Source organism: Terribacillus sp. AE2B 122 (assembly GCF_902497585.1).
In the GTDB taxonomy this organism is placed as follows: Bacteria; Bacillota; Bacilli; order Bacillales; family Amphibacillaceae; genus Terribacillus; species Terribacillus saccharophilus_A.
This window is the reverse complement of the sequence record NZ_LR700944.1, coordinates 18,497-30,184: the sequence shown is the minus strand read 5'-3', so window position 1 is coordinate 30,184 and position 11,688 is coordinate 18,497. Positions and strand designations below refer to the sequence as shown.

Here is an 11,688-nt window from a genome sequence, read left to right as displayed (position 1 = left end):
AAGATTTTCAAAAAATGAATTGACATTCTATTGGAAAACCCATAACATGGTAATCAAATCTTACAACTACATACTTGTTTTATTCTTATCCAGAGAGACCGAGGGATCAGGCCCTATGACGTCTCGGCAACGGGTTTACACAAATACCGTGCCAATTCCTGCAAACGCCTATGAGCGTTTGGAAGATGAGAATGAGGAAGTTTCATACGTGGAGCCCTCTTTTTTCTGGATAAGGAAAAAGAGGGCTCTTTTGCGTTGATGGGAGGAAAAGTGATGATTACGTTCAAGGATGTATCTAAGACTTTTACAATCGGAAAACGGGAGGTGCATGCTGTCCGAAATGTGAATCTGACAATCGAGGAAGGAGAAATATTCGGCATTATCGGCTTCAGCGGAGCAGGTAAAAGTACATTGTTACGGCTAGTGAATGTGCTGGAGAACCCGACGGCTGGAGCTGTGGAAGTGCAAGGTGTGGATTTAGCTAGTCTTCGCCCAACTGAGGTCAGGAAAGTACGCCGCAGGATAGGGATGATCTTTCAGAATTTCAATCTGTTAACCTCGCGGACTGTTGCTGGTAATGTTGCTTATCCTTTGAAACTGGCAAAAATGCCGCGAGCAAAAATAAAAGAGAGAGTAGATGAACTTCTCCGCTTCGTTGGATTGTCGGATAAAGCAAAGGATTATCCGGAACAGCTGTCGGGAGGGCAAAAGCAGCGAGTGGGCATTGCTAGGGCGCTAGCTACTTCGCCGGATATTTTGATTTGTGATGAAGCAACCTCAGCGTTGGACCCTGATACAACCGGAGAGATACTCCGACTTCTGAAAAAGGTAAATAAGGAATTCGGCATCACAATTCTACTGATTACCCATGAAATGCATGTGATTCAGTCAATCTGCGACAAGGTTGCTGTTATGGAGGATGGCGAGGTCATAGAATCGGGAGGAGTATTCGATACATTCACAAGTCCTGCCCATCAGACGACGAAGCGTTTCATCCGTTCCGTGCAGCAGGATCTTCCTTCTCCGTCCCTATTGGATGAGTGGCGACAAAAAGGCGGGAAGCAACTGTATCGGATCATCTTTAAAGGAGAGGTTGCGAGCGAACCTGTCTTATCCCGGGTAACGAGGAAGCACGATATTGACGTGAACATCGTCTATGGTTCCGTCCAAGAGATTCAGGCTAAATTCTACGGAAACTTACTTGTTAGCTTTGATGGAGACGTTGGGAAAACGGCCAATGCAGTGGAAGAATTGAATGAAATCGTACAAATAGAGGAGGTGGACGTAACATGGGCGTAGATTGGCAGACATTTTGGCCGCGAATCGTCGAAGCAACAGGTCAGACGATCCTGATGGTAGCTGTCACTTTGGTGATTGGGTCAATTTTCGGTATTATTATCGGTCTTTTACTTTTTGTAACACGAAAAGGAAACATCTTGGAAAATGCTTTTCTTTATCAAATTATTAATTTTCTAATCAACATTATCCGTCCGATCCCCTTCATTATCTTTTTAGTTGCGATTAGTCCGCTGACCAGAGAGGTGATTGGCACGACCATCGGAACATGGGCAGCTATTTTTCCGATGAGCATAGCAGCAGCATTCAGCATCGCTCGGGTTGTGGAAAACAACTTCATAAGTATCGATCCTGGTGTCATCGAAGCTGCCAAGGCCATGGGAGCTAGTCCGCTTCAGATCATTTATACGATACTGATTCCGGAAGCACTCGGTCCGCTCGTTCTCGGATTGACGTTCATTACAATCAGTCTGATTGATTTCTCCGCAATGGCAGGAACTGTCGGCGGAGGGGGTCTCGGCCATGTGGCGATGACATATGGATATCAGCGATTTGATACGAGCGTCATGATGGTTACAGTCGTTATTTTAATTGTGCTTGTCCAGCTTGCCCAATGGGTCGGCAATACACTTTCCAGAAAAATCTTAAGGAGATGATTGACGTGAAAAAAGCTCTACTAGGAATTGTTTCGTTAGTCTTTTTGTTTATCCTTGCAGCATGCGGAAGTAGCTCAGCAGATGGCAGTCAAACAGTTAAAATCGGTGTGACAGGGTCTGATGGTGACCAATGGCCAATATTGAAAGAAAAGGCGAAGGAAGAGGGAATCAATATCGAACTTGTAGAATTCTCCGACTATACATTGCCAAACCAAGCATTGGCGAACGGTGAAATCGACATGAACTCATTCCAGCATATCGCCTTCCTAAGTCAATATGCCAAAGAAAATGGTGATACTATCGTGCCAATCGGTTCGACAGTCATTGCCCCAATCGGAGCCTATTCAGAGAAAATAGATAGCCTTGATGAATTGAAGGAAGGCGACAAGATTGCTATCCCGGATGATCCGTCCAACCAAGCTAGATCGCTGCGGGCTTTGGAAGCAGCTGGCGTAATCAAATTAGCGGATGATTTTGGCCAATTCGGAGATCCTTCCAAGATTGTAGAGAATCCGAAGAATATTGAGATTGTACCTGTTGTTGCGCAGCAAACACCACGTGTACTGCCAGATGTAGCAGTATCTTTTATCAATAATGGGATTGCAGGTCAGGCAGGTCTTAATCCGAAAGAAGATCCGATTTATCTAGAGAATGCTAATGATGATAGCATCACACCGTTTGTAAATGTTTTCGCGGTAAACAAAGATGATGAAAATAATGAGACGTACCAGAAAATTGTCGAACTATATCAGGATGAAGCAGTGAAGGAAGCAGTAGATAAGGATACGAGTGGTGGCTCTATCGTAGTTGATGTGCCGAAAGAAGAATTGCAAAAGCATCTGAAAAGACTACAGGAGGAGGAATGAGATATGAGTAAATCTGTCACCGAGGTTAGCCGAGTTGCGCTGCATTTAGATGCAAATGGGGAAAAGTATATCCAGACAAGTCAGGCCATCCATGCTAAACCGGAAATCGGCAACCAGGAATTTTTTGCCAGTGAAACGCTTACTGCATTGCTGGAAGAAGCGGGATTTCAGGTAGATAAAGGAGTAGCAGGGCATGAGACAGCATTTTATGCTTTGAAGGATAGCGGTAAACCAGGTCCCCGTATCGCTTTCCTCGCCGAATATGATGCATTGCCGGGCATCGGGCATGCTTGCGGCCACAATATTATCGGCACCACTAGTACGGCAGCTGGCATCGCATTGGCAGAAACATTGGACCAGACAGGCGGTAGTGTAGCGGTTCTCGGCACACCTGCTGAGGAAGGCGGACCAAACGGCAGTGCCAAAGGAAGCTTTGTAAAACATGGGTTGCTGAAGGATATTGATGCTGCTTTAATCATTCATCCTTCTGGCAGAACGAGTGTTACTGGTGAATTTCTTGCTGTCGATCCGCTTGATTTTCATTTCTACGGAAAACCAGCTCACGCTTCAGGTTCACCAGATAAAGGAATCAATGCATTGGATGCCGTCATCCAGCTTTTCAATGGAATAAATGCATTACGGCAGCATCTTCCGCAGGACATACGCATACATGGCATCATTCCAAACGGTGGAGACGCACCGAATATCGTACCTGAATATGCCTCAGCAAGATTCTTCATCCGGGCAGAAACGTGGACAAAAGCACAAGCTGTTTCCGAGAAAGTTAGGAATATTGCTCAAGGGGCGGCATTAGCTACTGGAGCTAGCGTCAAGATAGAGAGATTCCAAAATGAAGTGAAGGATTTTGTCCTGAATTCGGTGCTGGACCAGGTGCTCAAGGAAGAATTGGAGAATGTAGGAGAGTATGTGCATTTGAAGAAAGGCAAGGGACGGGGCTCGACTGATACAGGTAATATCAGTTATGAGGTACCGACTGCGCATCCTTATATTCAAATTGGACCGGAAGATTTGATTGGCCATACAGAGGAATTCAGGGAAGCTGCCCGTTCTGAAATTGGTGATGCAGCTGTATTAAAAGGAGCCAAAGCATTAGCGCATACAGGTTACCGGTTGCTGACAGACAAGGAACTCCTAAAGCAAGCTAAACTTGCTTTTAAAGAGAGTAAGACTCGAAAACAAGTTAAATGAAGATAGAGGCTGGGATAAACTGCTTGCTCCATAGTTTGTCTGCAGTATACTGTCAGCTAGCCTAGTGCTGAATCGTATATGCTAGTCCGACTAAGTAATCTCTTATAACCTCTGCCTATATGGCTGAGGTTTTTTTATGAAAAGTCCCGCTTCTCCCTCCGAAAAACTCCCCAAGTTGTCTTTGTAGCGGCATAACTGCCAATGGCAGCATAGCCATAAAAATAGCCCATAAAAATACCGGCAATCAAATCATGTGGATGACTGTAAAAAATCGAGAGTGCCAGACCGATTAAGATGGCGGCAGTAGGCACATACTGCTTTGGTAACGGTAAAAATAGTTTAAGAAGTTGTGTGAGGACAAGTGTTGCTGGGATGCCAATAACAGAATCCCAAAAGTTTGTTTGAATGTTAGGGAAGTCCATAATCATGTTCCTTTTATGCTTATTGTCGGGAACAACCGATAAATTATTCGTATTAGACTTTGATAAAGCGGATCTTATGTTTGAATAAATTTGTTATACATATAATTACAGAAGATTCCTAACAAAAACTCCTTGAATGTTGCACAATTCAGTATTATACTAACCAGTATTGTGTCAGAAAATCTGACAAAATTTTATTAAACTCAATATTTTGTTATTTATCAGACTATTCGAATAGTTAGTGGAGGTTTTTTTTGTGTCAAAGAAAGTACCAGGTTCATTTACCGTCATTCTTGGTTTGATGCTCTTTGCTTTGTTCTTCGGAGCGGGTAATCTGATTTTCCCGCCGTTGCTTGGGCAGCAAGCCGGTGAAAATATATGGATAGCTAATGCAGGCTTTCTTGTAACAGGGGTCGGGTTGCCGCTGATTGGGATCATCGCCTTCGTTTATTCAGGCGAGCGGGATCTTATGTCACTATCGAGCAGGGTGCACCCGGTATTCGGAATTGTTTATACGATCATTCTATATCTTGCAATCGGACCGTTTTTTGCTATACCGCGTGCAGGGAATGTATCATATGAGATTGGTTTAAAACCATTCTTGCCTGCTGATCCAGGTCCGCTTCCGTTGATTTTGTTTTCGGTCCTTTTCTTTGCAATTACTTGCTTGTTATCGATGAACCCTACTAAGATCATCGATGTAATCGGGAAATTCCTGACACCGATCAAACTGGCTTTTATCAGCTTGCTTGTTATTGTTGCCATTATTTTCCCAATCGGCAAATTCCATGCACCTCAAAGTGAGTATACGGCAAATGCTTTCTTTAAAGGATTCCAGGAAGGCTATTTGACCTTAGATGCGCTAGTTGCTTGTGTGTTCGGAATCATCATCGTAAATGCTTTAAAGGATAAGGGCATCACGAACAAAGGCTCGGTTATGAAGGTTTGCTTGTTAGCAACTGCTCTTGCAGCCGTTGTACTTGCTGTGATTTATACAGCGCTTTCCTTCATGGGTGCGTCCAGTGTCAGTGAGCTTGGTTATTTAAGCAATGGTGCTGAGATTCTTGCTGATGTATCCAATTATTATTTCGGCTCATGGGGCATGATTTTCCTTGGATTGATGATCACGGTTGCCTGTCTAACGACAAGTGTTGGATTGATCACCTCCTGTTCAACGTTTTTCCATGAGTTAATGCCACGTATATCTTATAAGACGTTTGCTATTGTGCTATCTGTCTTCAGTGCGGTAGTAGCGAACATCGGTCTTACAGAATTGATATCTATCTCAGTCCCAGTGTTGATGGCTATTTATCCGATTACGATCAGTCTGGTGTTTCTTACATTCCTGCATCCGTTATTCGGCGGAAAGCGTGAAGTATATATCGGCAGTCTTATACTGACATTCTGTGTGAGTATCTTTGATGGTTTCAATGAGGCAGGCTTGCAGATAACTGCAGTTAATGACCTTTTCCAAACGGTATTGCCTTTCTATGAAGTAGGTCTTGGCTGGGTGGTACCTTCCATCATCGGGGCTTTGCTTGGATTGCTTGTATCAAAGGTTAGAAACTAATAGAAAAAAGTCTTCTCCGAAGCCGGAGAAGACTTTTTTATGCAGATCTTTTTTTCAGCATACCGCCTGCAATGAATAAGAGCACAGGAATGATAACCGTGGCCAGAGATAAAACTCCCGCGCTGAATAGTGTTAATGCGGCACCTTTAGGTCTTTTAGAAATGATGGTATAGCCTATTAGTACAATGATAGCAATGATGGCTATGTATATAGTAGGAATGGCAAAGAATACTTGCAAGGCAGACATGGTTTCAGCAGCCATTTCATCAGGGCTGATAGAAGGAGTTTCCTCGGAATCAAGTGTTCTTTGATACTTTGGGTCGTTTTCAAGATAGCGGGCCACTGTCTGTTCCATGGACTGATTTTGAGGCAAAGTGATCGTGAAGAAAAGACTAGCGATAAAGATTAAAACCAATAAAACTAACGAAATCAGCGTTAACATTTTTGGTGTTTTCATATGTTATTACCTCCATTTTCCAGTATAAGTTTTGAGAACCATTAAATGAATAGGACAGAAGGCGTATCTGTCATTTTCTTGTCAAAAATGAAGAGGAGCATTTACTGAAACTGTGTTATTATAAGCACGATTAATTGGAATCGAGGCGAAAAGATTTGTCGTGGGTATTTATAGTCTTATTGATTGTAGCTAGTTTGATTAAAGTTTTAGCGGCATCTTTACCGAGTGGGGTTGTAGATAAAGTAGGAAAAAGATTTCAGCTGCATCCGAAGCTGTCTTATGATGTAACTGTCAAGCGGGATGGCGAGGTTCTATCAGCTGAAGAGACACAGCTTATTATTGATCAATTCAATGAAGCCAGCTTCTTAGAAAAATACTATTATGCTCCTGCTCCTGAAGGTGTACCGTTAGAGATAGAAACAAAGCAAGGACGTTTTCTGGTATATGCATATACAGACAGAGTAGATGTATTCAAATATCAGAAGAAGAAGGTTTCATCCTACAGCTTGCGCTCCCAAACAATGCAGGGACAGGCTGCAAATTGATTCAGCTTTCTATATAATAGATAAAAACAGGAAGCGGGAGCGTGTGCAGGATGAGAACCAGGAAACTGGCTGGGAATGGATCGGAACTGCTCTGCTTAATTAGCTGCTAACTGCAGCTCCAAACAAAACAGCTGTCCTGACCGCACGTGAGAATAATATCAGAGCAATTCAGTTTTATGAACGGAACGGATGGGAATTGCTAAAAGATTCTTTTTTTCCGAACGAGAAAGCATATCGAATATATGGGAAAAAACTAATATGAACCGATTCACCAAATGGTGGATCGTTTTCTTTCTGAACGCCTAAACATTTCCATGAAATCTACCGATGATTCAGATATGAATAGAAAGAGGGTGAGCCGATGTACCAGACAGATATGAAAAACGCTGAAATATTTAACAAGCTGCTTGATAAGTTATATGTAAATATTAAAACGGAACAGATCCGTGCTGCAGAGAGTATTCGCAATGAAATAACTGAACAGGAAGATGCAATTCGTGATGAAAGGCTGCTTGCAAAAAGTATGCTGTACGATGCTCGCTTGGAGATGCTAAAAGGTGATTTGGATAAAGGAGAAAAGCTGCTTGAGGGTGCTGCTGATGCATTCGCGCTCACCGCCGAAAATCTATACTACTACCATTTCTTCAAGGGTCTGCTGCTGTACCGGCAAACCAAACTTCAGGATGCAATTGTCGAATTTGAACGTGCAGAACCGTTTTTGTCCGTACAAATCGACCATCGGGAAGTGTCTGATTTCTATTATAAACTGGCAATTACGTACTATTATATGAAAATGACCGCTTTTTCTGTCTTGAATGCCAATAAAGCTATCGAATCAGCTCTTCGTTACGATCAGAAATTACAGCTTGGAAAATGCCTCTTGCTCCAAGGATTGAATCATATGCATATGACTGACTTTCGGAAAGCGGAGGAACTGTTTCAAGCTGCTCTAAAGCATGATGTGTCCGAGTCCGAGTTGCAGCTGCCTATGTATATTTATCACAATATTGGTGTGCTGTATTTCAAACAAGATCAGCTTGAGAAGGCAATGGGACATTTCGAAAAATCTATGCATTACAAGCATCCTGAATATTATTTGAAGAGCTTATACTACGTGACAGAATGCTGTTTCCGGCTTGGCTTGAAGGATCGTGCAATGGAGCATTTTACTGAGGGGTTTGCTTTAAGTAAGAAGCGGGATGAAGATGCGTATAAATGGATGTTCGCCATGCTTCATAAACAATTTGTCGATAAGGACAGTTTTGAATTAGTGTGGCGGGAAGGCATTGAATATTTTCAATCCATCGAGGATGACAATAACGTTCGTCACTTTTCCGAACGACTGGCTAAATATTATACAGATAATCATGACTTTGAAAAAGCATCCAGATACTATCTTCTGGCTTTAAAATAGAGTATAGAGTAATGCTAGAAAAGGAGATTGCTTCTTGCAGTCTCCTTTCGATGTATTATGATAGCTTCCAAGCAGGGATCAAACTATGGAATTGGAAGAAGTAGCTCATTGGGATGTGCATCAGGGTGTAGAAAACTAAGGTTGTGGCATAGGTGATTAACCAATTCGTAATAGGCACCTGCAGGAACAGATACAAAAGCAGCATGCCGACAGGGAAAGGAACGAGTACAATCAGCCAAATCGGTGCCCCAAGTGCCTCTGTCATTGCACCAAGTGCGACGACGGAGAAGCCGATGAGTATTGCTTGCCATATTGGTAATCCATGCCGAAATAATAAGCTGCCAACATAATACGAGAGTCCGGTAAGTATGATGGCTAAAATGAAATCCACTAAGTATTTCAAATCTTAATCCCCCCTGTACCCTCTAATTATACGATTATATAAGTAAAAGTAGTGTGAATATTATGTAAAAAGCCGCCGTATCGGCAGCTCTGCATTTAGCTTGCATATTCTTTGATTCCTTCGGCAATCGAAGTGGCTACTTTATCTTGATAACCTGCATCGTTAAGAAGTACAGCATCAGCAGGGTTAGAGATAAATCCTGTTTCAACGAGTACAGCAGGCATGGATGTATGGCGCAGTACATAAAAATCAGCACTATGTGTGCCTCTGTTTGCATTATTCGTATTGGATACTAATGCAGTCTGTATACTGGAAGCCAGCTGCTTCCCGCTGCTGCTTGCTCCGTAATAGTAAGATTCCAATCCTTTTGCTGACGAAGAAGTAGCACTGTTGGCGTGGACGCTTACAAATAAATCTGCTTTCCAGTTATTCGATAATGTTGCTCGTTCCGGTAATGGAATAAAAACATCCTCGCTGCGCGTCATTTTTACATCATATCCATTAGCAAGTAACCTGCGCTGCAGTTTTTCCGAAATAGTCAGGGCTACCCATTTTTCCATCGTATCATTTCCGATTGCACCAGGATCTTTGCCGCCATGACCGGGATCGATAACTATTCTGTGAACAGGCTGCCCGTTTGATGATTCAGCGGGAGTGGCTGGTTCTTTTTGCGCTTCTGTTACATAATCCAAGCTGAGATAACCTGTTTGGCTATCAATGGTTATCTGTCCCCAGCCATCTCCTCTGTCGATATATTGGAACTGGGTGCCTGCTGGGAACTTACCGATAATGGCTGCATCCGTCGAAGGGGAAGCTCTGATATTCAGGTTTGCAGTCGTCTGTCCAATATTAGAATCGCTAGCGTTTGCTTGGGAGGGCAAGATCAATAAAAGTGCAATGAGTATAAATAATAGAGGCAGGGCAACTTTGAGGCGGGTGTGCATAGTAATTCTCCTTTGCGATATAATAGAATCAGTATGGTCAGTATTTACGAGATTTATAACAATAGATATATAAAGTAAGAGATTATTAAAAGGGGTGAAGATAATGATGAAGACAGAAAGAGAGAAAATGGTGGCAGGGGAGCTTTATCGTCCTTCCGATAAAGAGCTGACAGACAGACGTATGGAAATAAGGGAATTGATCCGGAAATATAATGATACAACAAGCTATGAACATGCTGAGCGAGCGGATTTATTGCATCAGATACTTGGCTCCTCAAAAGGCAAAGCCTACATCGAACCGACTTTTCGCTGTGATTATGGGTACAATATTCATCTTGGAGAAAGCTTCTATGCGAATTTTGATTGTGTGATGCTGGATATTTGTGAAATCCGCATCGGCGATAATTGCATGCTGGCTCCAGGTGTACATATATATACCGCAACGCATCCATTGCATCCGGTAGAACGTAATTCCGGTTATGAATTGGGCAAGCCGGTGACAATTGGAAATAATGTCTGGATCGGCGGGCGTGCTGTTATCAATCCTGGTGTTACAATCGGAGATAACGCGGTTATCGGATCAGGTGCAGTCGTCACAAAAGATGTCCCTGCAAATACTGTAGTCGGAGGAAATCCAGCAAAGGTTATTAAAGAGATAGAGATTTAGAAGATAGTGTGGGAGTCAGCTTTGTTCGAATGATGATATACTGAAATTACTACTGATAGTGGAGCGGTTTATATGCAGCGTGGCACATTTCAATTGATGAAAACAGTGAATAGATCTTTGATCCTCAACAAGATTCGTATAGCAGCGCCAATATCACGCGCAGATATAGCGAAGGAGACAGGCCTGACGCCTCCGACAGTCAGTATCATCGTCAAGGAACTGATTGAACAAGGTCTAGTGGAGGAAAGCAAGCTCGGTTCCTCGAGCGGCGGCCGCAAGCCTACCATGCTTCATATCCGGACAGATGAGTTGTTCGTCATCGGGGTTGATGCTGGCCCTGGTACAATCGACTGTATTCTGACGAATCTCACAGGAGAGATGTTAGGGGTCGTCTCTTATCCGCTTAGCGTACATACTAATAGCGAGTTTTTGCATCAAGTCATACAAGCTATTCAACAATTACTAGACCGGCATAGTATGCAAACGGAGCAGATCATAGGTATTGGAGTAGCGATGCATGGAGTAGTTGATGCAAAAACTGGTGTGTCTCTCGTAGCTCCTCTCTTAGGATTGCATAATATTCCTATTAAGCAGGAGCTGGAAAATAGATTCAACATTCCGGTGAAAGTGGATAATGATGCTCGGGCAATGGCTCTTGGGGAATCATGGTTTGGCGGGTATGATATGCAGGATAGTATGGTAGCTGTCAATATCGGGCGCGGAATTGGTGCGGGAATCATTATCGGAGGAAAGCTTTTTCACGGAGCAGCAGGGCTGGCTGGCGAGCTAGGGCATATGTCTATCGATCCAAATGGAGAAAAATGTGCTTGCGGAAACCGTGGCTGCCTTCAGACACTTGCAAGCGGACCGTCTATTGCGCGGAGAGCAAGGACGGCGAGTGGGGAAGCTGTTTATCATGCAGCAAAAGCTGGAGATGAAGAAGCTAAGATCATTCTGGAAAAAACCGGTCAGATATTAGGAATCGGTCTGGTCAATTTAATTCACCTGTTGAATCCTGATCGAATTATTCTTGGTGGAGGTGTGATGGAGAGTGCAGCGTTTCTCCTTCCGCCTTTAAAGGAAGAAATTGCGAGTCGAGCCTTGACGGATCAAGCTGCGCAGACTGAGATAATGGTAAGTAAACATGGAAATCGTGCGACAGCATTAGGGGCAGTAGCACTGCAATTGGTTGATCTGTTTGCCCCAGTATAATAAAAGCAGCCAATCTATAGATTGGCT

Annotated in this window: 13 protein-coding genes and 1 riboswitch; of the genes, 9 read left to right on the top strand and 4 right to left on the bottom strand. The window is 43.2% G+C overall.

Going from position 1 to position 11,688, the window contains the following annotated elements; translation table 11 throughout:
* The first annotated feature begins 82 nt into the window (after nucleotides 1-82).
* Nucleotides 83-192, top strand: a riboswitch (SAM riboswitch).
* Between the two features lie 81 nt (nucleotides 193-273).
* From AE2B122_RS08600 to AE2B122_RS08585, 4 genes are read left to right on the top strand one after another with little or no spacing between them, the layout of a single operon-like run.
* A complete protein-coding gene (locus AE2B122_RS08600; protein ID WP_175073780.1) occupies nucleotides 274-1,299 on the top strand; it encodes a methionine ABC transporter ATP-binding protein in 1,026 nt (341 codons plus the stop codon).
* The gene (locus AE2B122_RS08595; RefSeq protein ID WP_175073779.1) at nucleotides 1,290-1,952 is read left to right on the top strand and encodes a methionine ABC transporter permease; all 663 of its coding nucleotides are present in this window, start codon (nucleotides 1,290-1,292) and stop codon (nucleotides 1,950-1,952) included. Before AE2B122_RS08600 ends, AE2B122_RS08595 begins: the two co-directional genes overlap by 10 nt.
* A gap of 5 nt (nucleotides 1,953-1,957) precedes the next feature.
* Entirely contained in the window at nucleotides 1,958-2,818 is an 861-nt protein-coding gene (locus tag AE2B122_RS08590; RefSeq protein ID WP_175073778.1) for a MetQ/NlpA family ABC transporter substrate-binding protein, read from the top strand.
* Nucleotides 2,819-2,821: 3 nt separating this feature from the next.
* Complete coding sequence (locus AE2B122_RS08585) at nucleotides 2,822-4,027, top strand: M20 family metallopeptidase (RefSeq protein WP_175073777.1); 1,206 nt, start codon at nucleotides 2,822-2,824, stop codon at nucleotides 4,025-4,027.
* Nucleotides 4,028-4,161: 134 nt separating this feature from the next.
* Here AE2B122_RS08585 and AE2B122_RS08580 read toward each other — a convergent pair whose 3' ends face one another.
* A complete protein-coding gene (locus AE2B122_RS08580; RefSeq protein ID WP_175073776.1) occupies nucleotides 4,162-4,449 on the bottom strand; it encodes a hypothetical protein in 288 nt (95 codons plus the stop codon).
* A 256-nt stretch (nucleotides 4,450-4,705) separates the two neighbouring features.
* Here AE2B122_RS08580 and brnQ point away from each other — a divergent pair, with 256 nt between their 5' ends.
* Nucleotides 4,706-6,019, top strand: a complete 1,314-nt coding sequence (gene brnQ, locus AE2B122_RS08575) for a branched-chain amino acid transport system II carrier protein (RefSeq protein ID WP_175073775.1) — start codon at nucleotides 4,706-4,708, stop codon at nucleotides 6,017-6,019.
* A gap of 37 nt (nucleotides 6,020-6,056) precedes the next feature.
* Here brnQ and AE2B122_RS08570 read toward each other — a convergent pair whose 3' ends face one another.
* Nucleotides 6,057-6,476 carry a DUF4064 domain-containing protein gene (locus AE2B122_RS08570; protein ID WP_175073774.1) on the bottom strand — a complete coding sequence of 140 codons (420 nt, stop codon included), beginning with the start codon at nucleotides 6,474-6,476 and terminating at the stop codon, nucleotides 6,057-6,059.
* Between the two features lie 155 nt (nucleotides 6,477-6,631).
* Between AE2B122_RS08570 and AE2B122_RS08565 the strand changes: the two genes are divergently transcribed.
* Nucleotides 6,632-7,021 (top strand): YfmQ family protein, encoded by a 390-nt coding sequence (locus AE2B122_RS08565; protein WP_095220333.1) that lies wholly within the window; start codon nucleotides 6,632-6,634, stop codon nucleotides 7,019-7,021.
* Between the two features lie 361 nt (nucleotides 7,022-7,382).
* Nucleotides 7,383-8,435, top strand: coding sequence for a tetratricopeptide repeat protein (locus tag AE2B122_RS08560; RefSeq protein ID WP_095220331.1), 1,053 nt, complete (start codon nucleotides 7,383-7,385; stop codon nucleotides 8,433-8,435).
* Between the two features lie 55 nt (nucleotides 8,436-8,490).
* On the opposite strand, the gene AE2B122_RS08555 is transcribed toward AE2B122_RS08560, so the two are convergent.
* Complete coding sequence (locus AE2B122_RS08555) at nucleotides 8,491-8,838, bottom strand: hypothetical protein (RefSeq protein WP_095269080.1); 348 nt, start codon at nucleotides 8,836-8,838, stop codon at nucleotides 8,491-8,493.
* Between the two features lie 95 nt (nucleotides 8,839-8,933).
* Entirely contained in the window at nucleotides 8,934-9,782 is an 849-nt protein-coding gene (locus tag AE2B122_RS08550) for an N-acetylmuramoyl-L-alanine amidase (protein WP_175073773.1), read from the bottom strand.
* Nucleotides 9,783-9,888: 106 nt separating this feature from the next.
* Here AE2B122_RS08550 and maa point away from each other — a divergent pair, with 106 nt between their 5' ends.
* Complete coding sequence (maa, locus tag AE2B122_RS08545) at nucleotides 9,889-10,449, top strand: maltose O-acetyltransferase (RefSeq protein WP_175074078.1); 561 nt, start codon at nucleotides 9,889-9,891, stop codon at nucleotides 10,447-10,449.
* 72 nt (nucleotides 10,450-10,521) lie between these two features.
* Complete coding sequence (locus tag AE2B122_RS08540; RefSeq protein ID WP_175073772.1) at nucleotides 10,522-11,661, top strand: ROK family transcriptional regulator; 1,140 nt, start codon at nucleotides 10,522-10,524, stop codon at nucleotides 11,659-11,661.
* The last annotated feature ends 27 nt before the right edge of the window (nucleotides 11,662-11,688 follow it).

Bases quoted from the DNA above. Each gene is read 5' to 3' on its own strand.
- AE2B122_RS08560 (WP_095220331.1), top strand. From the start codon at position 7,383: ATGTACCAGACAGATATGAAAAACGCTGAAATATTTAACAAGCTGCTT.
- AE2B122_RS08600 (WP_175073780.1), top strand. From the start codon at position 274: ATGATTACGTTCAAGGATGTATCTAAGACTTTTACAATCGGAAAACGG.
- AE2B122_RS08550 (WP_175073773.1), bottom strand. From the start codon at position 9,782: ATGCACACCCGCCTCAAAGTTGCCCTGCCTCTATTATTTATACTCATT.
- AE2B122_RS08585 (WP_175073777.1), top strand. From the start codon at position 2,822: ATGAGTAAATCTGTCACCGAGGTTAGCCGAGTTGCGCTGCATTTAGAT.
- AE2B122_RS08570 (WP_175073774.1), bottom strand. From the start codon at position 6,476: ATGAAAACACCAAAAATGTTAACGCTGATTTCGTTAGTTTTATTGGTT.
- AE2B122_RS08595 (WP_175073779.1), top strand. From the start codon at position 1,290: ATGGGCGTAGATTGGCAGACATTTTGGCCGCGAATCGTCGAAGCAACA.
- AE2B122_RS08580 (WP_175073776.1), bottom strand. From the start codon at position 4,449: ATGGACTTCCCTAACATTCAAACAAACTTTTGGGATTCTGTTATTGGC.
- AE2B122_RS08540 (WP_175073772.1), top strand. From the start codon at position 10,522: ATGCAGCGTGGCACATTTCAATTGATGAAAACAGTGAATAGATCTTTG.
- maa (WP_175074078.1), top strand. From the start codon at position 9,889: ATGAAGACAGAAAGAGAGAAAATGGTGGCAGGGGAGCTTTATCGTCCT.